The sequence below is a fragment of the Hungatella sp. L36 genome (assembly GCF_014288035.1).
This window is the reverse complement of the sequence record NZ_JACOPC010000007.1, coordinates 124,718-150,461: the sequence shown is the minus strand read 5'-3', so window position 1 is coordinate 150,461 and position 25,744 is coordinate 124,718. Positions and strand designations below refer to the sequence as shown.

Annotated in this window: 20 protein-coding genes; 16 read left to right on the top strand and 4 right to left on the bottom strand. The window is 38.9% G+C overall.

Annotated features, from left to right (window positions below):
• Positions 1-48: 48 nt before the first annotated feature.
• Both H8S80_RS17800 and H8S80_RS17795 read right to left on the bottom strand, forming a co-directional pair.
• Positions 49-2,319 carry an AIPR family protein gene (locus H8S80_RS17800; RefSeq protein ID WP_117632710.1) on the bottom strand — a complete coding sequence of 757 codons (2,271 nt, stop codon included), beginning with the start codon at positions 2,317-2,319 and terminating at the stop codon, positions 49-51.
• A complete protein-coding gene (locus tag H8S80_RS17795; protein WP_002605572.1) occupies positions 2,276-3,469 on the bottom strand; it encodes an FRG domain-containing protein in 1,194 nt (397 codons plus the stop codon). Before H8S80_RS17795 ends, H8S80_RS17800 begins: the two co-directional genes overlap by 44 nt.
• A 346-nt stretch (positions 3,470-3,815) precedes the next feature.
• Here H8S80_RS17795 and H8S80_RS17790 point away from each other — a divergent pair, with 346 nt between their 5' ends.
• Both H8S80_RS17790 and H8S80_RS17785 read left to right on the top strand, forming a co-directional pair.
• Positions 3,816-5,837 carry a M13 family metallopeptidase gene (locus H8S80_RS17790; protein WP_243272828.1) on the top strand — a complete coding sequence of 674 codons (2,022 nt, stop codon included), beginning with the start codon at positions 3,816-3,818 and terminating at the stop codon, positions 5,835-5,837.
• A gap of 598 nt (positions 5,838-6,435) precedes the next feature.
• Positions 6,436-6,939, top strand: a complete 504-nt coding sequence (locus H8S80_RS17785) for a QueT transporter family protein (RefSeq protein WP_025530687.1) — start codon at positions 6,436-6,438, stop codon at positions 6,937-6,939.
• A gap of 343 nt (positions 6,940-7,282) precedes the next feature.
• On the opposite strand, the gene H8S80_RS17780 is transcribed toward H8S80_RS17785, so the two are convergent.
• Positions 7,283-7,636: a helix-turn-helix domain-containing protein gene (locus H8S80_RS17780; protein ID WP_117632708.1), complete on the bottom strand. Its 354-nt coding sequence runs from the start codon at positions 7,634-7,636 to the stop codon at positions 7,283-7,285.
• A gap of 209 nt (positions 7,637-7,845) precedes the next feature.
• Here H8S80_RS17780 and H8S80_RS17775 point away from each other — a divergent pair, with 209 nt between their 5' ends.
• The 14 genes from H8S80_RS17775 to H8S80_RS17710 all read left to right on the top strand — a co-directional run bounded on the left by H8S80_RS17775 (position 7,846) and on the right by H8S80_RS17710 (position 24,231).
• The gene (locus H8S80_RS17775; RefSeq protein ID WP_117632707.1) at positions 7,846-9,276 is read left to right on the top strand and encodes a sugar transferase; all 1,431 of its coding nucleotides are present in this window, start codon (positions 7,846-7,848) and stop codon (positions 9,274-9,276) included.
• 953 nt (positions 9,277-10,229) lie between these two features.
• Positions 10,230-10,997, top strand: coding sequence for a WecB/TagA/CpsF family glycosyltransferase (locus H8S80_RS17770; RefSeq protein WP_117632706.1), 768 nt, complete (start codon positions 10,230-10,232; stop codon positions 10,995-10,997).
• Positions 10,998-11,003: 6 nt separating this feature from the next.
• The gene (locus tag H8S80_RS17765) at positions 11,004-12,227 is read left to right on the top strand and encodes a nucleotide sugar dehydrogenase (protein ID WP_117632705.1); all 1,224 of its coding nucleotides are present in this window, start codon (positions 11,004-11,006) and stop codon (positions 12,225-12,227) included.
• 12 nt (positions 12,228-12,239) lie between these two features.
• Complete coding sequence (locus H8S80_RS17760; RefSeq protein ID WP_117632704.1) at positions 12,240-12,671, top strand: serine O-acetyltransferase; 432 nt, start codon at positions 12,240-12,242, stop codon at positions 12,669-12,671.
• A gap of 1 nt (position 12,672) precedes the next feature.
• Entirely contained in the window at positions 12,673-13,773 is a 1,101-nt protein-coding gene (gene wecB / locus H8S80_RS17755) for a non-hydrolyzing UDP-N-acetylglucosamine 2-epimerase (RefSeq protein WP_117632703.1), read from the top strand.
• A gap of 22 nt (positions 13,774-13,795) precedes the next feature.
• A complete protein-coding gene (locus tag H8S80_RS17750) occupies positions 13,796-15,625 on the top strand; it encodes an alginate lyase family protein (RefSeq protein ID WP_243010367.1) in 1,830 nt (609 codons plus the stop codon).
• 10 nt (positions 15,626-15,635) lie between these two features.
• Positions 15,636-16,967 carry a hypothetical protein gene (locus H8S80_RS17745; protein WP_117632702.1) on the top strand — a complete coding sequence of 444 codons (1,332 nt, stop codon included), beginning with the start codon at positions 15,636-15,638 and terminating at the stop codon, positions 16,965-16,967.
• Positions 16,960-17,976: a glycosyltransferase gene (locus H8S80_RS17740; RefSeq protein ID WP_117632701.1), complete on the top strand. Its 1,017-nt coding sequence runs from the start codon at positions 16,960-16,962 to the stop codon at positions 17,974-17,976. Before H8S80_RS17745 ends, H8S80_RS17740 begins: the two co-directional genes overlap by 8 nt.
• Positions 17,977-17,980: 4 nt before the next feature.
• Positions 17,981-19,117, top strand: a complete 1,137-nt coding sequence (locus tag H8S80_RS17735) for an O-antigen ligase family protein (protein ID WP_117632700.1) — start codon at positions 17,981-17,983, stop codon at positions 19,115-19,117.
• 10 nt (positions 19,118-19,127) lie between these two features.
• Positions 19,128-20,114, top strand: a complete 987-nt coding sequence (locus H8S80_RS17730; protein ID WP_181987995.1) for a glycosyltransferase family 2 protein — start codon at positions 19,128-19,130, stop codon at positions 20,112-20,114.
• Between the two features lie 20 nt (positions 20,115-20,134).
• Positions 20,135-20,569 (top strand): FAD synthase family protein, encoded by a 435-nt coding sequence (locus tag H8S80_RS17725; protein ID WP_002605586.1) that lies wholly within the window; start codon positions 20,135-20,137, stop codon positions 20,567-20,569.
• A 14-nt stretch (positions 20,570-20,583) separates the two neighbouring features.
• Positions 20,584-21,621, top strand: a complete 1,038-nt coding sequence (locus H8S80_RS17720; protein ID WP_117632698.1) for an asparagine synthase C-terminal domain-containing protein — start codon at positions 20,584-20,586, stop codon at positions 21,619-21,621.
• Between the two features lie 4 nt (positions 21,622-21,625).
• Positions 21,626-22,753 carry a CDP-glycerol glycerophosphotransferase family protein gene (locus tag H8S80_RS17715; protein ID WP_117632697.1) on the top strand — a complete coding sequence of 376 codons (1,128 nt, stop codon included), beginning with the start codon at positions 21,626-21,628 and terminating at the stop codon, positions 22,751-22,753.
• Between the two features lie 26 nt (positions 22,754-22,779).
• The gene (locus H8S80_RS17710) at positions 22,780-24,231 is read left to right on the top strand and encodes a lipopolysaccharide biosynthesis protein (RefSeq protein WP_117632696.1); all 1,452 of its coding nucleotides are present in this window, start codon (positions 22,780-22,782) and stop codon (positions 24,229-24,231) included.
• Positions 24,232-24,391: 160 nt separating this feature from the next.
• Here H8S80_RS17710 and H8S80_RS17705 read toward each other — a convergent pair whose 3' ends face one another.
• Positions 24,392-25,705 carry an O-antigen ligase family protein gene (locus tag H8S80_RS17705; protein ID WP_117632695.1) on the bottom strand — a complete coding sequence of 438 codons (1,314 nt, stop codon included), beginning with the start codon at positions 25,703-25,705 and terminating at the stop codon, positions 24,392-24,394.
• Positions 25,706-25,744: the final 39 nt, after the last annotated feature.

The window sequence follows — 25,744 nt, the reverse complement described above, 5'->3', positions numbered from 1 at the left end:
TGAATTGACTTCCAGGGCATCCTTTTAATTGGTCTTAACCTATGTACATTACCATGAAAACAACGGCGTCTTCCCGTCAATGGCGATCCAGCTGATACTGTGTTTTTTCACGTGAAGAAGGCTGCAAATCAGGTCGATCTGATTATACTTTACGACACTGTTCGAGTGAGTCCCCACCCAGTAGGTTTTTCCGTCGCTTCCCGTCACTTCAACTGACCTTCTCAGATAACCGTAGCCCTCTTCCGCTCTGGCGCGGTCATCCGTGAACCAGTCTGTGCCGTTCGTCAGGATCTCCTTCTCATGGCCGGGATAGTTGTCGAGGACGTACTGAACCGTCTTCACCATGGCATGGGCGGTGCTGTTGACCCGTTCAGCCGGTCCGTTGTTTAATTTGATGAATTTGGCCTTGCCGCCGCCCGGCGCTTTCTGCGCCTGTGTGTCTGGCTCCGCGGATGGCCGCCGGTCTCCGGCAGCAGCCTCACGGTAGCTTACGAGGTCGATCTTCTCGTCATCCTCCAGGCTGTTGTTTACGATCTGTGCAAATCTGCTAACGTCTGCCACGTTCCTGGTCAGTAAGTAGAGCTCATCCTTTTTAAACGTATTGGAATCCAGAACCGGATAGTTACCTGACAGCTGTGCCGCAGCGCCGCACAGTTCGGCGAAGAGCTCCATCATGTCTTTTAATTTGTCCCGAATCAGTTCAAAACAGTCTGTGAACTGGGAGTAATCGCTGCGGTATCCATTAAAGAGCTGGACCATATATGTGGTAAAATACCATTTCCCGTTTTGCAGTACAGCTGCCGCTGCCGGATTGTCCGTGATGATCTTCTTTACATTTTTTCCATAAAAATCGGCCACTCTGACTGCAAAATACACCGCGCCGTAGTACTTCTCAAAAATCTCCGCTTCCTGTTCATCCTCTGCCTCCAGCCATTCGGGTACGAATATCGTTTTATCCTGAAAACTGTATTCTCCGCCGGTGTCATTTCGGGAACTCAGCAGAACATTGGTGCCCTTGCTGCGGGCGTCCCCCGGGTACCCTGCGCAGGCCTTCCGGGCTCTCGCAAAATCGACGAGGTCGACGGTGCGCCTGGCAATATTACCTTCCCCGCGCTTCACCAGCCTGAAATACCTTTTGCCGTTCATCTGCTCCCGCTCCAGAAATGCGGCCAGCTTCACCACAAATGGCGATGCGAAGGCAATATCCTCCGCCTTAATGGGCTTCTGCCGGTTTAGGGCCACGCTGATCTCATTTACCTCCCGGGTCGAATCCGCTTCGGACTCGGCGGCCTGCGCGGAGTGTGGAATATGTATGATGCGCAGCAGTACCTTGGCGTTCTTCGACTGACGGATCTTTTCCTCCAGCTTTGCCGCTTCCTCTGCTTCCCCTTTATTTATGCATTCCTTTAAATCATATTCCATCTCATAAAGGCACTGGGCGGATGCGGTGATGGTCTGGGCTCCGTTGATGACGGAGAAATGAAGGTCACCATATTCAGATATGTGTTCCAGAAGCACCTCCTCCACACGATCCAGTCTAAAATCGGGCCGTTCTACCAGAATGGTAATACCGTTATTCTTAAACCAGAACTCGCCGGGATTGTTTCTTAGCGTATCTTTGATCGCGCGGTCAACGCCCAGCTGTTCATTTAAACCGTACCGGACATTGCGCTTAAACAGCTTGTCGCCGATGCTGTTATAGATATCAATCAGCTGGTGCAGGTGGACAGAAGTCACATATCCCCGGTTAGAACCTTCTGCCTCGTCCTTATTTTCCCAGTTGATATGGCATTTCATAGGAGGCATCTGGATAAACTCAAACCGGTTTACATTGGTCAGCTTGATGTCCTGCTCATTATAGCTGTTGTCGAGAATATAGAGAAAATTTACAGTACCTTTCCAGGCCTTCATCTCTTTCCGGATATTTTTCTTTATGGTCTTACCTTCCGCCGAAAGAAAAAGTCTTTCGAGGAAAACCCGGCTTTTCATGTTGTCTACAATGCAGATGACATAGATATTCTTTTCCGCCGATTCCGGCATGTCTGCCAGGCGGCAGGCTTCCTCCTCCAGAGCCGCCAACAGGCTGCCGCTGTCCTCTGTAAATTTCAGAAACAGAAAATTCTCACTGCTGTCAATGCCCATCTGTACAGAACTGCAGATTTCCCATTTTTCTGCCCGGACCAGGAGATTCAGCGCCTTTTGAGCCTCTTCACTGTCCCACCAGGTCTCGTCGCAGTCGATATCCCGGTTGCTCAAAATATTTCTGATGTACTCTTTATAGTTTTCGATTCTCCTGGCTCTCATCCGATTTTCGCTCATTGTCTTTTGTCCTTTCCATACTGATTAGCAGCTGGCTCCCTGAGAATTTATGAATGCCATGCTGATTTAGCTCTTTGGAAAATTCCAGAATTAACTGGTTGTAACGGTTTACGATAGTATTCAGTTCTTCTTCTGTCAGGTAGGCCTTCTGTATGGCCTCTTCCAGGTTCTGGGTAAAGTCCAGCAGGCCGATCCGGTAGCTGTTAATCATATTTTCCACGTAGACCAGAATCCCGTCTGTATCCAAATCCTTCCGGTTATCCAGAATGTAGTCAAAATAGTAATCCAGCTCCTTCTCCAGCATTCTGACGGCATACTTAAGCTCGTTGCCGCAGCAGAACTTCTCCGTGTTCAGTTTCCGGCTCTTATTGCTGATCTCATCTACCAGATTCACAATCTCCGGATAGATACTCCCGGTATGAATGCCGAAAAATTCCTTTAATTCTTTTCGGATCAGCGGTTTGGCCTCCTTCGGAATCCGGATGCCATACGTCATCCACGCGGGTAAGTCCGCAGCATCGTTGCCCTGGAACAGAATGAAGGCGCCCTGCTGTGCCACGATCCGGTTATTCAGTTTTGTGTGGTCAATAAATTTATGGTTCTTCTCAAAAATAATCTTATCCCGGTGCCACTGCCTGTCCCGGTTAATGATGGCGTCGTAATTGGCATTGGTATTCTCCGCGCTGGGGCTGAAGATCTCATCGATGAAAAATACGAACACCATCCCATCCTCGTGATCCAGCGAATCAACGTCCTTGCGGTAGTACGGCGTGACTGCAAAATACAGGGCCGTCAGGCAGTTATAGGACACATCCAGAAGGCGGCTGGGAAATTCTCCGTGCTGGGCGTCGATGGCGTTGTCCAGATACCGCTTCTCGCCCGTCAGCCTGTTCTGTCTCATGGCGTCAAAGAGACTCTTCTCAAAAAAAGGATTGCCATCCATGACGCCCCTCCGGAAAATGTTGGCGCGGCAGGAGGTGGTATAAATCTGGGGCTCGCCCCGGTAAACGTAACTGTAATTTTCACCTTTACGGGATTCCATGTATTCTTTTATCTTGGAAATATAATCGGATACATTTTCAATGGGTTTTTCTGAGATTTCTTTGACTCTTTTATCTTTGGGAAGAACATAAGCGCTGTTTTCGTTCAATTGCTTTCCCTCTCTTTCGATATAGATTTCCTGCTGGCTGGGCCAGGAAAATCATGATGGTTTTATTATAGCTTATACGGAAGGGGCATTCAACGGGGAATCGGCGTAAGTTTGGTGAAATATGGCATGAAAAAGATGAAAAAAAGCCATAGTAATAGCAGGTGCGTAAGAAAAGTAAAAGCGAAACAGAAAAAGAGGAACGAAAATGAAGAAAAGAATACTTGGTTGTCTTACAATGTTATGTGTAATCTCGGTGATACTAACCGGCTGCAGAAATCAAAGACAAGGAGCCGATGATCTACAGAAACGAGAATCATCCTCCCTGGCTATGGCGGAGGAAAATGCCATGAACAGGGAAGTGGGGGCGCAGGATCCAGGAGACCCACAGGGGACAGGAGATTCGCAGGGGACAGGAGGTTCGCAGGATTCAGAAGACGCGGTCAGAACCGCTGGAAAGGCGGAAGCGGGCAATGTAAGGGCGGAAGACGATTATTACAATTATGTAAATCAAAAAATCCTTGCAGAAAAGCAGATTCCTGCGGATTCTGGAAACTGGAGTTATTTTTACGAATTGGGACAGAAATCTTATGATAATTTAAGTGATCTGCTTAATGAAATTATCAATCAGAGAGAGCAGTTTGCCGAAGGGTCACCGGAACAAAAAATAGCCAGTCTATATCTGACTGCAATTGATATGGAAGGGAGAAGAAATGCCGGATTTGGTGCGCTGCAGCCTTACCTTGACAGCATCCGCAATGCGGCTGATATTCAGGAATATATAGAAGCGATCGGGACTATAAACAATGAACTGGGATTCTCCAGTCTCATTGCTCCGACTTATTATGAGGATATGAAAGATTCCCGGAATTATGGATGCTATCTGGGGAGCGCCGACTTAGGGCCGGGAAAAGAGACACTGGAAGATGGTACACAGTCGGCCATATTGGAAGCATACAGGAAATATATAAAAAATATAATGGAATCCACAGGAATCAGCGAAAAAGAGGCGGAAAGAGCTGCTTCAACCATTTATAAGTTTCAGACTGATTTAGCGTCTGCAACGCTTCCGCTGTCTGACCAGAATGACCCTGAAAAAACGTATAATCCCAAATCGCTGAAGGAGCTCAGCGCCCTATACTCCAATATTGATATAAAAGCATATTTAAAAGCGGCCGGGGCGGCCGGTTTTAATTCTTGGGTGGTAAATGATCCGGGACAGGCAAAAAAGGTGAACAGCTATCTGACAGAAGGCCATCTGCCGCTGTTGAAGGATTACTCCGTTTTCTGCCTGATTAAAGATTTCAGCCCTTGCCTGACACCGGAAATACGGGACAGCACCATAGCATGGAGCAATGCTCAAAAGGGAATTCAGGGAAAGAAAACAGATAAAAAGCTGGCAGGAGAGCTTGTTCAGAATACATTTGGATTTGAGTTCGGCAGGCTTTATGTAGAAAAGCATTTTTCGGAAGAAGATAAGAAGAATGTCGAAACGCTGGTCCATCAGATTCTGGCCGCCTATGAAGATCGTATAAACGGATTGGATTGGATGGGAGAAGCGACAAAAGAAAAAGCAATTCGAAAACTGGAGCATATGACCCTCAAAATTGGTTATCCGGATCACTGGCCGGACTACTATGAAAACGCAGTCATTCTTCCGGAAGGGCAGGGCAGTCTGGTTGACAATATGGTAAATGTATACCGATCGCTCAGATCCTACGAAAAAGAAGAAATAAAGAAACCGGTTGACCGGACCCAATGGGGAATGACGCCTCAGACCGTCAACGCATATTACAATCCTCTGAATAACGAAATTGTCTTTCCTGCCGCGATCCTGCAGCCTCCGTTCTATGATCCAAATGCAGACGATGCTTCAAATTTAGGCGGGATTGGGATGGTGATTGCCCATGAGATCAGCCATGCGTTTGATTCCTCCGGCGCCCGCTATGATGAAAATGGAAATTATAATATGTGGTGGACAGAGGACGATTTAAAGAAATTCCAGGATCTGACTCTTAAGGTAGCGGCGTACTATGACGGCCAGGAGGCTGTGAAAGGGCGTTATGTAAATGGCCGCCAGACGTTAAACGAGAATATTGCCGATTTAGGCGCCCTTGCCTGTGTCACCTCGATTGCCGGAGATGATACGGAAGCCCTGAATTCTCTTTTCACGCAGTATGCCCGCATCTGGGCGTCGAAATATACAGAGGAAAGCATGATCCACAGGCTTAATACGGACGTTCATTCTCCGGCAAAAGTGAGAGTAAATGCGGTCTTAAGTTCCACAGAGGCTTTCTATAAGGTCTACCCGGATTTAAAAGAAGGCGACGGCATGTATGCAGCGCCGGAAAAGAGGGTGAAGATCTGGTGATGCGGGCTGGGGAGAGCCAGCCCGTTTGTTGAGTCGTTGAGAGGAATCACCTGATTAATTTGTTGGGGGATGCTGGACGACTAGAGCGACTGAAAACGCGGTGGTGAACGAGAGAGCAATTGTTTAGGGATAGGGGGAACGTAAACAATTTGTGTAAAGTAAACAATTCGTGTAAAGTAAACAGTTCGTGTAAAGTAAACAATTCGTGTAAAGTAAACAATTCGCGTAAAGTAAACAATTTGTATAAAGTAAACGATTAGTTGACAAAACAGACTTATTAAAGACTAAATTTTTAATGCAGCAGCTATTGAGTGATAAGATGGCCTTTACAATGGCAGCAAAATATGTAGTATAGTATTAATGTATAAAGAAACAGCAACATCATTTTTATGATAAAAGTATGTCATAACCTGCATTAAAACTATATGAAATATCCGGAGGGAGAGGTCTGTCATACTGTTGAGGAACCGCTTGCTTTTACCCTGTTTTTGTGCTATAGTAGGAAAGCTGATTTTCCCCTGAAAACAGGCAGAAACGGCAAATATATGGTGTGTTCGAGACCTTCCACACCTAAAACAAAACTAAAGGAGAAATGAATATGTTACAAAAATCTTCAAGCAGAACCTATTTTATGGTTTATGCGGCGGCGATTGCTGCCATCTACACCGTACTTACGATGGTATTTGCACCGATCAGTTTCGGTCCTATCCAATTCCGAATTTCGGAAGCGCTCTGTATCCTGCCATTTTTTACACCGGCCGCAGTCCCGGGGCTGTTTATCGGATGCCTGCTGTCCAATTTATTGTGTGGCGCCGCAGCATTGGATATCATTTTTGGGAGTCTGGCTACGCTCATTGGGGCCTTGGGTTCCTGGATGCTCCGCAAAAACAAGTGGGCGGTCTGCCTTCCGCCGATCCTGGCAAACACAATTGTTATCCCATGGGTGTTACGTTTTGCGTATGGCTCGGAAGATATGATTTTGTATGCAATGGTAACTGTAGGTATTGGTGAGATTTTGGCGATCGGTGTTCTGGGAAATCTTTTAATGGGAGTTCTTTATAAATACAGACAGATTATGTTTGGCAAGAAAAACCTTGCGTAATGAATTCTGAAGTAGGTCTAAAAGATCGAACAAAGAAAGAAAAATATTGTAGAATTTTCAGAGAATATAAGAGAAAAGCAAGTTAGAAAATAGAATTTAAGAGCTTAAATTATGAAATACAGCATACTGGTGGAATACCCTTGCCTGATAAACAGATAAGAGGTAAAGGGGGAAACCAGTAGGCTGTATTTTTAATTAGTTTCTTCTATATAATTGGTATTATAAGAACTGAGTCTTTATAGTTAAATAATATTTGGATAAGTGTCAAAAAAATGGTGCAGCAAACGCCTGATGGTTTTAAATAATCGTTGTGCGAATGGCATTGTATAATGATCTCGTTCCTTTAGCGTTCATCACAAGCCTTCATAAATAATTTTAACAGATCCAATGCATATCTTTTTTTCTTAATGCTGCAATTCCCCAGAATTTCGATGACTGCCTGCTGTTCCACATCCAGGTCTGTGAATTCGCTGGTATCCTCATTATTTCCGTAGATTAAGTAATCCAGCGAAATATTGAGACAGGATGCAATGCTAAGCATTGTGTCAATGGACATACCGCAGGTCCCGCGTTCAATATCCTGGCAGTATTTATAAGCACGACCGATTTTTTCCGCAAGCTCCTCCTGTGTCAATCCCATAAGCATCCGTCTGTTTCTGATCCGTTCCCCTGCTGCAATTCGATTATATCCCGCCAATTCATAAGCCTCACTTTCCAGAAATTACCGTACATAAAATTATTATATGGTTCATTAAGGTTGACAACACCTGTTTTGAGGGTATAATAATAGTAAGTTTTAAACGTATATTATGCACCTGTTTCTAACGCGAACAGATGATGAGGTGCCAAAAATCGACATGCTGTCGAAAAATGATCATACGGCACTAAAAAGGGTGAGGATGAAAAATGTATAAAAAGGCTAACCTTGGCTGGCTGAAACACTGGGATTTTATGATCCTGGATTTAGTTTGTCTGCAAGTGGCATTTATAAGCGCTTATTTTATTCGTCATGGGGTTCATTTGGCATATGAGAACAAATTGTATCGAAATATGGCCTTTGTACTCTTCTTAATTCAAGTCTGCGTCACTTTCTTTGGCGAGAGCTTCAAAAATGTTTTGAAGAGGGGATATTATAAGGAGTTTACAGTTACATTTAAGCACGTATGCCAAATAATTCTAATTGCGGTATTTTATTTGTTTGCAACGCAAACCGGTGAAGGATATTCCAGAATTACGCTGGTCCTGACCGGCATTATTTATATGGTCATCAGCTACATAGCCAGGATTCTTTGGAAAAAATATTTAAAAACCAAGGGTGTTGTAGGAAAAGGAAATCGATCGTTATTAATTATAACATCAGAAGAAATGATGGATATAGTGATTGATAACATTCGTAATAATAATTATGAAGGTTTTCAGATTATAGGAATCAGCTTTCTTGATGCAGATCGTGTTGGTGAGACAATCAATGATGTGCCGGTAGTAGCAACCATGGACAATGTTGAAGAGTATGTCTGCAGAGAATGGGTAGATGAGGTATTTCTTAATCTGCCAAAAGAGATTCCATTGCCAAGAGACCTGATTAATCATTTCATCGAGATGGGGATCACGGTTCACTTGAAACTGATCGAGATGGCGAAGCTGGAAGGCGAAGTTCAGCGGATAGAGCGGTTGGGAAGCTACACCGTTTTAACGAGCAGTATTAATATGGCTTCATGGAAACAGGCATTTTACAAGCGGGCTATGGATATTGTCGGCGGCCTGATCGGATGTATCATCACTGGAATTTTGTATTTGATTGTGGCACCATGCATTTACATAAAATCACCGGGACCTATCTTTTTTTCACAAGTCAGGGTAGGTAAAAACGGTAAGAGATTTAAGCTTTACAAATTCCGCAGCATGTATATGGACGCGGAGAAACGTAAGAAAGAACTGATGGCACAGAATCGTGTGAAAGATGGAATGATGTTCAAGCTGGACCACGATCCCAGAATTATTGGTGGTGACAAAGGGATTGGAGGATTTATCAGAAAGTATTCGATCGATGAGTTCCCTCAGTTCTGGAATGTGTTAAAAGGCGATATGAGCCTTGTAGGTACGAGGCCGCCGACCATCGACGAATGGGACAAGTATGAACTGCACCACCGCGTAAGGCTGGCCATAAAGCCCGGAATAACCGGAATGTGGCAGGTGAGCGGGAGAAGTGATATTACGGACTTTGAAGAGGTTGTGAGGTTGGATAAGGCGTATATCACAAACTGGAGCCTGGGATTGGATATGAAGATTGTGATGAGGACTGTGGGTGTGGTGTTTGGGAAGAGTGGGGCGATGTAGGGGTTGGATAGATAAAAGTAATGGGTTTTAGGATATGAACTGTAAATAATAACAATTATTTGTGTATAAAGTATGGATAACGGGGAGTTTTAGAGACGGTAGTTAGACAGAGTTACTATTTATAGTATAAAAAATTTTACGAGTAAATACTCTTGTTTTTAATCTCTGTATTCATGGTTGTCTTTGAAAACGAGTAAAAACAAAATTCCTACTTTCTCGAGTGAAAACGAGGAACAGATCATGGCGGCCTCAGCATTGCCATATTAGTGATCAATCAGTGTAAGCCTTCGATTCAGGATGAATATATAGAAAAGTATTTTGCAGAAATGGAACGGGACTTGACAGCAACACTTGATGCCAAAATACATATAGTGTTGCTGATTTTGTTGTTATCGCTACGCCAATCAGTGTTTAGCCAATAAAAAGTGCTTCAAAAAGGAGGAGCAGGGCGGTTAGTTGAACGCAAAATACCTGGCGGTTCTTAAAACATTTTTTAGAAGTGTATACCTATATGGGAGAAATACCCGGCTGAATAAGGTGGAAAAATGAGAGAACATTTATTCAGCGCGTCTGTGTTTCTCCGTAAATTTTTACAGACAAAAGTTGGTGTAGTGATATGTTGGTGAATTTGCATAGAAAAACAGATGGAATTATAGTTGTTTTGATTGCACGACTTGATGGGATGATTTGCAGATGTAGCTTAACAGGTATAGGCGATATGATAATGTTTTAGTGCATAATGAGCTTTAGAGAGCTATAGGTCTACACGATATAAAGATGTTTTGTATATGAATGGATGTTACAGAGTTATGAGTGTACACAACTAATTGTACGCGAATACGATAGAGCGGAAATATTACAGAAAAAGATTAAAAGGTTTGATTGTACAGAAATTGAGTACAAGAAGACGAAATAAAGATCTGATACTGAAAGGAAGAAGAGGGGGACAAGATTTGAACACAGATTTGGAAATTGAAAAACGGTATCCAATTCTCAATACGTATGTGAACGCGTTGTCTATGGATGAATCCGTAGAAGCGATTGAGAAGATAATAAAACGTGGAATACCAACACAGCATGTAGTTGTTAATGCATTAAAAATTAATTTAATGAAAGATGACAAGCAGCTACGAAAAATTGTGAATATATGCCCTTTGATTAATGCGGATGGTGCGTCGATTGTATGGGCAGCAAAGAAACTCGGTATTCCTCTTAAGGAACGAGTAACTGGTATTGATTTATTTGAGAACCTTATTAAACTTGCTAACGACAAGGGATATAAGATTTATCTTTTTGGAGCAAAAGAGGAGGTAGTTGTCAAACTCAAGAATATGTTTGAAGAACAGTATCCAAATCTTCAAATTGTTGGCTATAGAAACGGTTACTTTACTGAAGCAGATGAGCCAGAAATAGTAAAAGATATGGCCGAATCTGGTGCAGATATGATGTTTGTAGCTTTTTCATCACCGAAGAAAGAATACTGGGTTAATAAGTATTTGAAGCAGTTAAATATTCCCTTTGTTATGGGAGTTGGAGGTAGCTTTGATGTTATGACTGGTGTCACGAATCGCGCTCCAATATGGATGCAGAATCATGGATTAGAGTGGTTTTATCGCTTCATCCAGGAGCCGCGAAGACTTTGGAAACGCTACATAATAGGTAATTGTCAATTTGTCAAATACACTTATACATACAAGAAACACGCAAAAAAGGAGAGGTAATTTAAAATGGTTAACGTAATTGGATTAGGATACATCGGACTCCCTACAACTCTCATGATGGCATCTCATGGAGTAGAAGTAGTTGGTACTGACTTAAACAAGGAGTTAGTAGCTACTTTGAATGCTGCAAAGACAACCTTTAAAGAAGTTGGTTTGGATGAGCTTTTTGCTGATGCTCTTAAAGCAGGCGTTAAGTTTACGACGGAATATCAGGTAACAGATACATATATTGTTTCTGTGCCTACACCTTATGATAAGTTCTCGAAGAAGGTTGATGCAAAGTACGTTGTTGCAGCAGTTAAGCAGATTCTTGGCATCTGCCCTAAGGGGGCGACTGTTGTTATTGAATCTACTGTTTCTCCGGGAACAATCGACAAGTTTATTCGCCCGGTAGTAGAAGAGTCTGGATTTAAGATTGGCAAGGATATTAACCTCGTTCATGCTCCTGAGAGAATTATTCCTGGAAATATGGTTTATGAACTTCTTCACAACAACAGAACCATCGGTGCTGATGATAGAGAAATTGGCGAGAAGATTAAGGAAATCTATGCTACCTTCTGTCAGGGCGAGATTGTTGTTACGAGCATCCGTACAGCTGAGATGACAAAGGTTGTAGAGAACACATTCCGTGCGGTTAATATTGCTTTTGCAAATGAACTTGCTAAGATTTGCCGTCATGATGACATGGATGTATATGAAATTATCAAAATCTGCAACATGCATCCTCGTGTAAATATTCTTCAGCCAGGTCCAGGTGTTGGTGGTCACTGTATTTCTGTAGACCCGTGGTTCCTCGTTGGAGACTACCCTAACCTTGCAAAGGTTATTGATGAGTCTATGAAGACTAATGATGGAATGCCTGATTTCGTTCTGAACCGTATCTATGAAATCATGAAGCAGGAGGGACTGACAGACATCAGCCGTGTTGGCCTGTATGGTCTTACATATAAAGAAAACGTTGATGATATGAGAGAGTCTCCTACTCTTCAGATGCTTGAGTTAATGGAGAGACATCTTTGCGGAAATTTTGTAAAGGTATACGATCCGTTCATCACAGAGGATGAAGTTCCCAACCAAATGCATAATCTGGACGAGTTCCTTGATTCAGTAGATCTTGTTGTGCTTCTTGTTGGTCATGATGAGATTAAGCAGAATATGGATAAGCTTCAGGGGAAGGTTGTTTTTGATACACGCCATATTTGCAATAACGAGGGGATATATAGACTGTAAGGAGAACGGACGATGGAGGTTTATAAATGGTATAAAGTATCCCGTTTTCTGTACCTTCACCATGTTCCAGCACTTCCTGGAATAATAAAAGCAAGTATCAGAATATTATGGGGGGGAGTAATTCCTTATCAAGCAGATATTGGTGAAGGAACTGTAATTGGTTATCAGGGAATCGGGGTAGTTATTCATAAACGATGCGTTCTTGGGAAGAACTGTCATATTTCTCAAAACGTAACGCTTGGAGGAACTTCTGGAATTTATGAGGTGCCTATACTTGGCGATAATGTCACAGTTGGAGCGGGTGCGAATATAATCGGTCCCGTGCATGTAGGTAACAATGTTGAGATTGGTGCTGGAGCGGTGGTTATTCGAGACATTCCTGATGACTGTATCGCAGTTGGAGTTCCAGCAAAAGTTATAAAGAAATCAGAGAGTGAACAATAAAATGAGAACTGTAATGTTGGTATTCGGAACACGTCCTGAAGCTATTAAGATGTGTCCTGTTGTAAATGAATTAAAAACAAGAGAAAACGTCAAGACCGTTGTATGCGTAACAGGTCAGCATAGGCAGATGTTGAATCAAGTACTAGAGACATTCCAGGTCGTTCCTGATTATGATCTTGCCATCATGAAGGATAGACAGACCCTGTTTGATGTAACTGTAAATATTCTGGAGAGGATCAAGGCAGTACTTGAAGAGGTGAAGCCAGATGTTGTCTTGGTGCACGGAGATACTTCCACCACTTTTGTAACAGCATTGGCATGCTTTTATCTGCAGATCCCGGTTGGTCATGTAGAGGCCGGTCTCCGTACATATAATATTTTTTCTCCGTATCCGGAAGAGTTTAACCGTCAGGCAGTGTCAATTATTTCCAAACTCAACTTTGCTCCTACAGAGATTTCAAGAGATAACCTCATCAAAGAGGGCAAAGATCCAGAGACCATCTATATCACTGGTAATACTGCAATTGATGCACTTAAGACTACCGTTCGTGAAGATTACCAGAATAAATATCTGGATTGGGCATCTGACTCCAGGCTTATTATGATCACTGCTCATAGAAGAGAGAATCTTGGTGAGCCGATGCAGCACATGTTCAGAGCAATCCGCCGTGTAATGGATGAGCATCCGAACATCAAGGCAATCTATCCAATCCATATGAATCCTGCTGTTCGTCAGAAAGCAGATGAAGAGTTGGCAGGATGTGATCGTATCAAGATTATTGAGCCTCTTGAAGTTCTTGATTTCCATAATTTCCTGAACAAGAGCTATTTGATTCTTACCGACTCTGGTGGAATTCAGGAAGAAGCTCCAGCTCTCGGCAAGCCAGTTCTTGTTATGCGTGATACAACAGAGCGTCCAGAAGGGATTGCTGCTGGTACATTGAGACTGGTGGGAACGAAAGAAGAAACTATTTACCAGAACTTCTCTGAACTTCTCACCAATAAGGAAGCATATGGGAAGATGAGTCATGCATCTAATCCATATGGAGATGGTACTGCAAGTAAGCAGATTGCAGACATATTAGAAGAAAAGTTGGTATGAAATTATGAGGGACATTAAGTGGTTGGCAAATAGGCTAAAATCAATGAATGTGCCTGAAGTTGCTTGGAGAGTTCAGCAGAAGGTGGTACAGAAACAAGAATACAAAAAATATTATTTGTTTGATAAGCCAGTCACTGATGTACCTCTTTCTGAAGAAGTAAAGTCATTAACTTTAGATGTATCAAGATTAGCTATTAATTGGAATAATCAGCATACAACTGTGTTTGATGGTTTAGTACTTTTAGGTAATTATAAATATAGTGACTATAAAATGTATTGGAACGCGGGCTTTCAAACAGATAATATGTGGGATGAAAATGACTTCTCATACTCAATTTCAACTAATCAGAGGGAAGATATAGGCGATATTAGAACAAACTGGGAGTTGAATCGGCACTTTCAATTTGCTTGTATTTCAAAGAATTATTATCTGACAGGCGATGATAAGTACTTAGATGAGTTCAGAGACTTGTTCAACAGCTGGAATGACCATAATCACTTCCTACATGGCGTAGAATGGACAAGTGCTATGGAAGTAGCTATTCGTGTTAATTCATGGATCTATGCTTATGCATTTTTAAAGAAATCATTTGAAAAGTATCAGAATCAGGATGAATCGATACTTAATAAACTCAGCCACGGAATATTAGCTATGGCTGTATATATAAAATCTCATAGAGCAAAGTTTTCTTCTGCAAATAATCATTTAATTGTAGAAATGTATGCTTTGGGATTAACAGGAATAGTATTTTCATATCAGCCCTGGATTAATTATTCTATTAAGGTGCTGACCGAGGAGTTACCGAAGCAAAACTATGCGGACGGTGTAAATAAGGAAATGTCACTCCATTATCAGGCATTTGTGATGGAAGCATATGGTTTACTTTGGCTTTCAATGGAGAAGAACAAAATTAAAGTTCCGTCTGTTTGGAAAGATTATTTAGAGAAAATGAGTGAATTTGTAGCTGACAGTTGCGGAGAATACAGTGAAGTCATCATATTCGGGGACAACGATGAAGGAAAAATTCTGGATCTAAGTGGAAAAAAGATAAATTACTATCATTATGTTCTTCAGATAATGGGAGATATTTTAGGAGGACAATACACCTCGTTTAAACGTCAGGAAACTATTGACTGGGTAAGCATGGAAAAGACAGGTGGAATGTATACCTCATCAGATATTCGTGTGTACGAAGAAGGTGGAATGGTTTTTCTGAGAAGTAAAGATCGAAAAGTGCTCATGGCAATGGACTGTGGTGATTTAGGTTTTGGTAGTATCGCCGCGCATGGTCATGCTGATGCATTGAGCATACAGGTTTATTACGAAGGGAATCCGGTATTAGTTGATTCAGGTACATACAACTATCATGTCCCAAAGAAATATAGAGATGAGATGCGATCCACGAAAGCACATAATACGGTTTATGTCGAAGATATCGAACAGGCAGAAATGCTTGGACCATTCTTGTGGGGATGCCGATACAATGTGAATACAATTAAATGTACAGATAAAGAGGGTAAAGTTACTGTTCAATGCAAGATCAATTATAAAGGGGTCGAACATACTCGGATAGTTGCTTTCGATCGTAATCGTAATTTAGAAATTATAGATAGTATCAGGACAAAATTATCCGATATTAAGCCATCACAAATATGGAATATAAACGCGGTAGATGATCCTGTCAACGATAATAATGCTTTTGTATTTCAAAGAGAGAAAATCAGAATTACTAGCACAAACGCTATTATATATGATGGTTGCTGCTCTTATGAATACAACAATCTGGAGAAAAAGAAAATTCTTAAGATAGATTTTGATGATCAAATTCACACACATATAAATCTCCTGTGAGGATATACAGATGAATAAACAATTTGTAAAAAATATATACGAGAAAACACCTAGTGGAATAAAAAGACTATTTTCCAGAACTATTCGCAATCGATTGATTAACAATAAAGTGTTTAGAAAACAGTACGATCTTTTAGTTCGTGCAGAACAAATGACGAATTCTGAAGTAGATACAATTCAACAGCAAGAATTAAAAAAAATATGCATCTATGCGTATGAAAACTGCGATTTTTATAAAAACGAATTTGATAAGAATGGATTTAATCCATATGACTTTACCGTAGATGATTTCATAGGCAAGGTTCCTATCATAGACAAAAATATTGTATTAAATAATATTGAGGGTATTAATTCACGGGCCATCGATGATAGTTATGAAGCTGTTACTGGTGGGTCGAGTGGAAAAAGACTTGTCGTGAATACTACGATGGAATGTCTCTACAAAGAATATGCCTTTGTGTATCACCACTACACGAAATTTACCAAATCGTATGATTATAAACGCAGCTCTTTAGCCTATATAGGTGGATATGGAGATACTCTGATTTCCGAAAATCCGTTGTATGCAATGCGGATTTATAATTCAATGCAAATAAATAAAGAGACTATATCAAAAGTTGTGAAGGATATAAACTCATATAAACCTGAATTTATTAGAGGATTGCCATCAGCTATCTATTTCTTCTGCAAATTGATTAAACTTAATAATCTTAAAATAGGGTATCCTGTTGATGGAATTATTCTGCAGTCAGAAAATATATATCCTTATCAGTCCGAAGCAATTAAAGGGGTATTTAATTGTGAGATATTAACGCACTATGGTCATACAGAGAGAGTCGTATTCGGAGAACAGCAATTAAATGAGAAAGGGTTATGCTACAGATTTAATAAATTGTATGGCTACACAGAGTTAGCGAACGATGGTCGAATTATTTCTACGGGATTTATTAACTATAAAATGCCGCTAATTCGTTATGCTACTGATGACTATGCAGAACTCGTCGCAGGTGATTTATATAAGATTCGTGGTCATAGAGAAAAGACAATGTATGGAAAGCATGGTGAACTCGTATCATTGGCTTCCTTTACTGACACTTCTGCGGTTTTTGAAAAAATTGAAAAATATCAATTTGTTCAGGAAGAACTTGGACATGTGTTGCTTAGAATTGTCCCTGCTATAGGATTTACGGAGCAGGAATATAAAAAGGTACATGAGTTCTTAAATGAAAAGGCGCAAGGGATAATTGATTTTAGTGTTCAAACAGTAGATGATATCGAGTATAAAACAAGAGGAAAGTTTGATCTTTTGATTCAAAAATTGAGTGAGACGGCTAATGACTAATGTTTATATTGGAGAGTTGCCTCCACCATATGGGGGAGTAACTAGAAAAAACAAATTAACATACGAAACTGTATTCATAGATGCAAATACATTTTTCTTTGATCTGGTAGAATTTAAACGTTCGAAAAAACTTTGTGTAAGTCTTTGTGTGAAGCTTCTTTGTAGCATTCGCGTGTCGAATCATATGATTGTAGGAGTAGGTACTTCTGGAAGAAGAAAGCTTCTTCTCCTAGCACGATTTATTTTAACAGGTACAAACGGACTTCATAAGACAATGGTAATTGGCATGGGAGGACAAATTGGAATCCCAGAAAAAGAAAGCGGCTTATTACGGTTCCTTATGAAGAGAGTAGGAAGTACATGGGTAGAATCTCAAACAATGATTGAGAGATTAAATAATATAGATATTAAAAATGCCTATTTATTTCCAAATTGTAGAGAGGATGAAGGTGCTTGCTTGCCTCAAAAGAATACGGGTAAGCTGAAATTAGTTTATTTTTCAAAAATCTGTGAAGAAAAAGGCATGGATTTAGTTATTGAGGCATTTGATAAAATTGAGCAAATTGCTACATTAGATATATATGGTGAAGTTGATGCATCTTATAAAGATCGGTTTGAAGAATTCTTAAAGATTTTTAACTCTGTAAGGTATCATGGCATATTTAAGGATTCAACTTTGGTATATCAGGAACTAAATAAATATGACGCAATTATACTCCTCACACATTGGATTGGCGAAGGCGTGCCAGGAGCATTAATCGAATCGAAGATGGCTGGTATCACTGCAATCGTCAGTGACTGGAACTACAATAAGGAAGTAGTGCTGGATGGAGAAGAGGGCATAGTTTTGAAACGGAACTCACCGGAAGAATTAATTAAATCTGTCAATTACCTTCACGAAAATAGAGATGAATTAGACCGGTTTAAGCAATCCTCATTTGATTCGAGAGGGAGATATTGTATAGAATCATACTGCCCACTTATCTTGGAAGCACTAAAAAAGGAGTGACTGTATGAAAACAATTGATATAAAAAGGGTTTCAAGCGCCTTGGTGCTACTATATCCGATTGCAAATATTTTATTCAGCACCTTTACAGGTGCTGAACATTACTCGACATTTACAATAATGTATGTATTTGCAATTTTACTTACTTGTATATGGAGAAACCGCTGTAGAGTAGATGCGAACTTCATAATAATAGGTAGTGTCTTCCTTATTACTATGTTTGTTGCGTATAACAAATCCGGTAGTATTTTACTTCAGTTTTTCTCATTCCTTTTATTATTGGATGCATACCATTATAAGGACTATGAGGAAACGTTCAAAAAGAAAATTCTAGAATCCGACAAACTTATCTTTAGAGGTATTTGCTTCTATTTAGCAGTGCTGTTTTATACATTTGTCTTTAAAGACGGCATTCAAACCGGGTGGGGAACGGTTGTTTTATACGGCCCATATAGTTTGTCACATATTCTAGCATATGAATTATTGGCAATACTGTGCCTCGCGTTGTTCGTGTATAAAATAAAAATGGAAACCAGATGGCTTGTTTTAGGAGCTGTTTTGGAAGTACTAATAGTACTTACATGTGTGCGATCTGCTATCCTTTCATCAGCATTTGTCTTGGTATGGTTGTTACATAGCTTTAACCTAAAAAGAAAATTTGAGTATATAATATTGGGGGGGATAGTATTAGGTATCTTAGCTTATTTCAGGGTATTCGACCAAGTAATCACTAAGTCCTTATACGCAATGGGGAACGGTAGTATTACTAATGGAAGAGAATGGATCGTTAATAGTGTATCTATGATCTATGAAGAGTCATCTGTGTTTGAAAAAGTATTTGGCTCCGGATATGAGAATCTACTTAGAGGTAATTATAGATACCTTGGCACAGCAATTCAGGGGCATAATGATCTACTTACTATTCTAATTAGCTTTGGAATCGTTGGAGTCGGTCTGTACACGGAAGAACTAATAAGATTTATTAAAGGAAAAGGGGGAATAGGCTGTTTCCTCATGTTGGCAGTACTGGTTTATTACAATGGTTTGTTCTTGTATACATCAATGGTTATAGGATTGATTGTAGTAAGGATTTTCTTTAGAGAGTGTGGTAGTACAAGAAAAAAGAATGATAATGAAAGTTGAGTCGTGTGATATGGAACCATTAATTTCGGTAATAATACCAGTATATAATGTCAAAACGTATTTGTTAGCATGTTATACAACGGTAAAAAATCAGACATATAAAAATCTGGAGATAATTTTAGTTGATGACGGTTCCACAGATTCTTCTGGAAAAATGTGTGATGAATATGCTCTGGAGGATGAACGTGTAAAAGTAATCCATAAAATAAACGGAGGATTATCTGATGCCCGTAATGCTGGCTTAGATATTATGACAGGTGAGTATGTAACTTGCATAGACTCAGATGATATTGTTTCGCCAGACTATATTTCAACTCTTTATACCGGGGCTAAACAATTTGATACAGATATTACTGTTGGAACCATGCGAGCCTTTTACGAAAGTGATTACATAACGTGGGGACAGTTAATCGGAAAAAATGACAAATGTGAGTGGCAATGTTTAAATCGTAAAGATACATTAAGTAAAATTTTACTACAGGCAGGAGTTGATGTATCTGCTTGTGCAAAGTTGTACAGGTCTTCGTTGTTCGAAAAGATTAGGTACCCACTTGCAAGATTATATGAAGATTTAGCAACCACATACAAATTAATAGATTGTACAAATAAAGTGGCTATTACTTCTAAACCAATATATGGGTATAGGAGAAATAGAGAGGGGTCTATTACTAAATCTGGATTTAGTATGAAAGAAATGGAATTAATGATTTCGTATAAGGAATTCTATGACTTTATCTTAAAAAACTATCCGGAGCTAAAAAGAGAGGCAAATGTTCGGTATGCGGTATCCGCAGGAATAATTCTGGAAAGTTTGTATCTCGCTGATGAAGAATCGAATAACAGTGAAATTGCTAAAGAAATGAAGAATATTATTTCTTCATATAAATTTGATTTGTTGTTTAGCTCAGAAGTAAGCATACGAAAAAAGGTCAAGGTATTTGTTGCCAGGCATTCAAAAAAAATATATTTACATTTGTATAGAATGTATTTTAAGTAGTGATTGGAGATAATTGTAAAATGGTAATCGGATATACAACAGGCGTATATGATCTATTCCATGTAGGTCATCTAAATCTATTTAAGAATGCAAAAGGAATGTGCGATAAGTTGATCGTCGGGGTAACGGTAGATGAGCTTGTACAGTATAAGGGAAAAAATTCAATGATTCCATTTGAGGATCGTATCGAACTTGTACGCAGTTGCAAGTATGTGGACGCTGCAGTACCACAGTATGACATGGATAAGCTGACAGCTTGTAAAAAACTTGGTGCGACATACCTTTTTGTAGGTGATGACTGGTATGGTACTGAAAAATGGAAGAAGTATGATAAGGATTTTGCGAAAGAAGGAATCAAGATTATTTACTTCCCATACACAAAAGGTATTTCTTCTACAAAGATTCAAGCAGCTTTAGATGCTGTTAGAAAAGACGATTTACATGACGTGAAATGAGGAGGATAAATAAAATGGTAGATAAGAAGTATTGCATGAGTTCATATATGGCATTCAGATATATCGAGGATGCTAACAAGAATTTCTATGAGGGCGGACATCACAAAAACATTACTCCCGTTCCAGATGACCAGAGAATTTTGGTACATACTGTTGAAGATATCGACAGAGAAATCGCAAAACAGATGGAACAGTTCAAAGATAAGAAGAAAGGTATCATGCTTTCAGGTGGAATGGACTCCGCAATTGTAGCATCTTACATGTGCGGTGCTGATGCTTATACATTTAGATTCTTAGGTGGTGAATTCCAAAGGGAGGAGCTTGCTAGAGCTGAGTACTATGCAAAATATTATGGTCTGAACCTTCATTATGTAGATATCAATTGGGATACAGTTATAGCGCATCTTGAACCAGTCATGAAAGCAAAATGTGCACCTGTACACTCCATTGAGCCGCAAATTCTCCAGGCTGCACTTCAGGCAAAATTAGATGGTATTGAGATGATGTTTGTTGGCGAGAGCAGTGATTTGATTTTTGGTGGTATGGACGGATTGCTTGCTAAAGACTGGACTTTTGATGAATTTGTTGAGCGTTATACTTTTACCAAGCCAGAGGAAGTATTAGTAGAACCTGAATCTATGAACTACCTCTTTGAGAGATATCGTCGGGAAGATATGATTGATTTCCTGACATTTATGGATGATGTTTTTTCGATTGAATCCTCAAGCTCCTACTTTAATGCATTCACTGTTGCTGAAATGCCATATTATGATCCGTATGCAAGGCTTAAGATGGCTGATGAACTTGATCTATATCGTGTTCGTCACGGAGAGCCCAAGTATCTTATTCGTGAGCTTATGAGTAAAAAATATCCAGAAATTCCTGTTCCTAATAAGACTCCAATGCCACGTCCGGTTGATAAGTATTTTAAAAATTGGGGAGGACCTAAGCGTCCAGAATTCAAGATAGATATTGACATTACTAAGTTTACAGGCAATCAGAAATGGCAGATGTACTGTCTTGAACAGTTCCTCAATATGATAGAAGGATAAAAGAATGAAGAATAAAATCATTTCTATGATTTTTTACTTGTTTAGGGTTTTTCCAATTAATGACAGAAAAATAGTAATAGCAAACTTTGGCGGAAAGGGGTATGGAAGCGAGGGTAAAGCTATTGCAGATAGAATTATGGAAGCGAGAAACGACTTGGATATTGTTTGGCTTGTTCGTAACCCAGATGAAAAATTGCCTAAAGGTATTCGAGGCATAAAATTTGCTTCCATCAAGGCTATATATGAGCAAGTCACTGCAAAAGTTTGGATTGATAATCGGAGAAAACCTGGATATGTAAGAAAACGTCGAGGACAATATTATATCCATACTTGGCACGGTGGTGGCCCCTGCTTGAAATGGGTAGAGAATGATGCTAGTGATACGCTTCCGCGTGAATACATCGAGTATGCTATTAATGATTCGAAAATGGCCAATTTGATGGTATCTGGATCTGATTGGAGAACAAAAAATATGCGAGATTCGTTTTGGTATGATGGAGAAATTGCCAAGTGTGATCTCTTCAAAAAAATTAAATCCGAAAGTGAAAGTGATATTAAATCCAAGGTATATAACTTTTTTGATGAGTTAGATGATAATGACCATTTACTTTTATATGCACCAACTTTTAGAGCTGATAAAAATCTAGAGTGCTATAACATGAATTTTTCTGAAGTTATAGACACATTATCTAATGTATATGGAGGAACTTGGAAAGTTATTGTTCGCCTTCATCCAAGTATTGCATCTCTAGATGGTTTTATGCATTATACTGATAAAGTATTAAATGGATCTCAGTATTCTCAGATTGAAGACCTGATTATAGCAACTGATTTCTTAGTGACAGATTATTCAGGATGTATTTTCGATGGATTTAAGCTGAAACGAAAAGTGATTTTATACGCATTAGATCTTGAACACTATCTAAGCAAAGAAAGAGGTATGTATTTTGATATCCACTCTTTGCCAGCGCCACTGTGCCGGAATATGAATGAATTCCTGGAATGTTTAAAAACATTTGATGAGGCAAAGTATGAAAAAGATAGAAACGCCTTTGTCGATGAAATAGGTTACTACGATGATGTTGGGCCAGAGGTTGTCGTTAATAAAATCTTGGTGGAGATTAAAAGGTAAACTGGTCCTAAATGAGGTGATAATTTGTGATAAAGTCAGTTTTAAATAGATATAAGAGTTTTCCAATTCAAGTTAAGGCATCGCTGTGGTTTTTAATTTGTTCTTTTTTACAGAAGGGAATATCTACAGTCACTACTCCTATATTTACGCGAATAATGAATACAACAGAATATGGTCAGTACAACGTGTTTAATTCATGGTTGAGTATTGCATCTATTTTTGTTTCATTAAGCTTAACTGGAGGGGTATATGCACAAGGACTTGTGAAGTTTGAGAAAGATAGAAACGTATTCACATCGTCATTACAAGGTTTGACTTTACTGCTTGTTGCTGTATGGATGGTTATATACTTTATTTTTCATGATTTTTGGAATCAGCTGTTTACTTTAAGTTCAGTTCAAATGATTGCTATGCTAGTTATTATTTGGACAACTGCGGTATTTTCCTTTTGGTCAACAGAGCAGAGAGTTAACTATAAATACAAAGCCTTGGTAGCTATAACGCTAGTAGTTTCTTTGGCAAAACCAATTGTTGGTATATTCTGTGTTTCTGTTACTAATGATAAAGTAAGCGCCCGAATTCTTGGAATAGCATTAGTTGAACTGATTGGGTATGCATGGCTGTTTTTTATTCAAGTTAAAAGAGGTGAAGTGCTATTTTCTAAGAAATATTGGGTATATGCATTAAGCTTTAATTTACCTCTTGTGCCACACTATTTATCACAAACAGTGTTAAACAGTGCTGACAGAATTATGATTCGCGATTTGGTTGGTCCATCGGATGCGGGCATATACAGCCTTGCATATTCGATCTCACTGTTGATGCTTTTATTCAATACGGCATTAATGCAGACCATAAATCCGTGGATCTACAGGAAAATTAAAGATAAGTCTATAAAAGATATTTCGTCAGTCGCATACTCAACACTAATGGCGCTTGCCTGCCTTAATTTGCTGCTTATTGTTCTTGCGCCGGAGGTGGTTGCTATATTTGCTCCGCCTACATATTATGACGCAATTTATGTGATACCGCCAGTTGCAATGAGTGGATATTTCATGTATATGTATGATTTATTTGCCAAGTTTGCTTTTTACTATGAAAAAACCAAATTTGTTATGATAGCCAGTGTTACTGGAGCAATTCTTAATATTATATTGAATTTTATATTCATAAGACTGTTCGGATATCGTGCTGCTGGCTATACTACTTTAGCATGCTACATGATTTACAGCATATGTCATTATATTTTCATGAATAAAGTATGTGATCAATTCTGTGATGGAGTAAGACCATACGAACAGAAGAAGCTACTCATGATAACGGTTCCATTTCTTCTTGCAGGATTTGCAATATTAGGAACATACAGGTATCCTGTTATAAGGTACGGAATTTTAGCAGTTGCATTAGTTCTAGTTCTCTTAGGAAGGAACTGTATAATATCTGTGTTGAAAGACTTACTTGCAAAAAAGAAAGCTTAATACAATTTGCTAAATAGAGTTCGGAAAATATGTATAGTTTCCCTAAAGCTAAGAGTGGGAGGACGCTCAATACAACGATAAGCAGGTACATAAACCTTGAATTCTTGTAAGCGCTTCAACATAAGTACCGTACAAGAACACATTAAGTTTAAATTAAACATTAAATTGACTCAGCATTTTCTTTTATATTTTCAGCCCGTTTATTACAGCTTTTTATAAACAAATCTGCTGTGATAATTGCAAAGATAGTTCCCGAGTTAGCAGACATCATTACATGGCCGGCAATCATACTAAAAGAGAATACAAAAAGAAACATTACTTTTTCCATAAATAAGTCTTTCACTTTTAACGATTTTATAAAAAAAGAAAGATAGAACACTATAATTATGCACACTGTTACAATTCCAAACCAAAAAAGGCAATCAAAAAAATCCAACTCAATTAGCGCAAACTGATTAGCGCTAATTCCGTCATTGGGGCACTTAGTACTTTTTCCAATACCCAAAATAAAATTTAATACACCTTTATATCCATCACTGTACCAAAAATCAAATCCTGGTTTAATTCTTAAATTTCTTCTTGATAATAAAAAACTTAAAAACCCTTCTATTTCAACATATCGGTTATAGCTATAGATAATTCTGGAAATTATATTATTTATTTGACTATTTAAAATGAAACCTATAAAAGGAATACCTGGTAAACCAAGGCATATTAATAATAAAATAAATTTTAGTTTATATTTTAGCCCCTCATATTTAAAAAGATAGGCCAAACATACAATAAAAAGAGAGAGAATACTTGTTTTAGAGCCAATAAAAAGCAAAGCAAATATAATTAAAAAAAGTTTCAACAGATTAGTGAAATCAATACCATTTATCCCGTGAATATCCTTCGGATTTTTTTCTCTGACTATTATATTGTCATATAATTTTTGAAAATTATATACAAATAGTACCATTAAAATAACATTAAGTTCATTATTTGCATAATAGAAACCTTTATAGCCGCTCTCAAATGCATAATTAGAAATATAAAATCCTATTCCCAGTATCTTGGGTATCACTAATGATAGAGGATAGATCCAAGAATACACATTCAATAAACGATTGATGATATCTTTGTCATATCTGGAAGTTATACTTAAACTATATATTAAATATACAGGTAAAAGTAATTTTAGTGTATATGAAAAATTTTCTATAACAGATCCATTAAATCTAATATATTGTATAAGGTTAAGTAAAAATAAGAAGATCGTGAATATTATAAGCCATAGCTGTTTTTTACTAAATTTATGGCAATAAAGAGTACAGACCATATATAAGAATATAAAAATTCTATACCCCTGCCCTATATACGTTATAATGCCATTCATATTCAAATTAAAAGCATAACCGGTTATCATATCCACAAAAGGCATTAGTAATAGCAGATCATACAAAATGTAGCCGGTTTTAAAAGATAGTTTCATTTTTTGTCTATGTATTTAAATAAAATACATATTTTCCTC

Excerpts from the sequence above, each read along its gene's own strand:
- H8S80_RS17800 (WP_117632710.1), bottom strand. The coding sequence starts at position 2,319 with ATGAGCGAAAATCGGATGAGAGCCAGGAGAATCGAAAACTATAAAGAG.
- H8S80_RS17790 (WP_243272828.1), top strand. The coding sequence starts at position 3,816 with ATGAACAGGGAAGTGGGGGCGCAGGATCCAGGAGACCCACAGGGGACA.
- H8S80_RS17785 (WP_025530687.1), top strand. The coding sequence starts at position 6,436 with ATGTTACAAAAATCTTCAAGCAGAACCTATTTTATGGTTTATGCGGCG.
- H8S80_RS17775 (WP_117632707.1), top strand. The coding sequence starts at position 7,846 with ATGTATAAAAAGGCTAACCTTGGCTGGCTGAAACACTGGGATTTTATG.
- H8S80_RS17765 (WP_117632705.1), top strand. The coding sequence starts at position 11,004 with ATGGTTAACGTAATTGGATTAGGATACATCGGACTCCCTACAACTCTC.
- H8S80_RS17760 (WP_117632704.1), top strand. The coding sequence starts at position 12,240 with ATGGAGGTTTATAAATGGTATAAAGTATCCCGTTTTCTGTACCTTCAC.
- wecB (WP_117632703.1), top strand. The coding sequence starts at position 12,673 with ATGAGAACTGTAATGTTGGTATTCGGAACACGTCCTGAAGCTATTAAG.
- H8S80_RS17745 (WP_117632702.1), top strand. The coding sequence starts at position 15,636 with ATGAATAAACAATTTGTAAAAAATATATACGAGAAAACACCTAGTGGA.
- H8S80_RS17740 (WP_117632701.1), top strand. The coding sequence starts at position 16,960 with ATGACTAATGTTTATATTGGAGAGTTGCCTCCACCATATGGGGGAGTA.
- H8S80_RS17735 (WP_117632700.1), top strand. The coding sequence starts at position 17,981 with ATGAAAACAATTGATATAAAAAGGGTTTCAAGCGCCTTGGTGCTACTA.
- H8S80_RS17730 (WP_181987995.1), top strand. The coding sequence starts at position 19,128 with ATGGAACCATTAATTTCGGTAATAATACCAGTATATAATGTCAAAACG.
- H8S80_RS17725 (WP_002605586.1), top strand. The coding sequence starts at position 20,135 with ATGGTAATCGGATATACAACAGGCGTATATGATCTATTCCATGTAGGT.
- H8S80_RS17720 (WP_117632698.1), top strand. The coding sequence starts at position 20,584 with ATGGTAGATAAGAAGTATTGCATGAGTTCATATATGGCATTCAGATAT.
- H8S80_RS17715 (WP_117632697.1), top strand. The coding sequence starts at position 21,626 with ATGAAGAATAAAATCATTTCTATGATTTTTTACTTGTTTAGGGTTTTT.
- H8S80_RS17705 (WP_117632695.1), bottom strand. The coding sequence starts at position 25,705 with ATGAAACTATCTTTTAAAACCGGCTACATTTTGTATGATCTGCTATTA.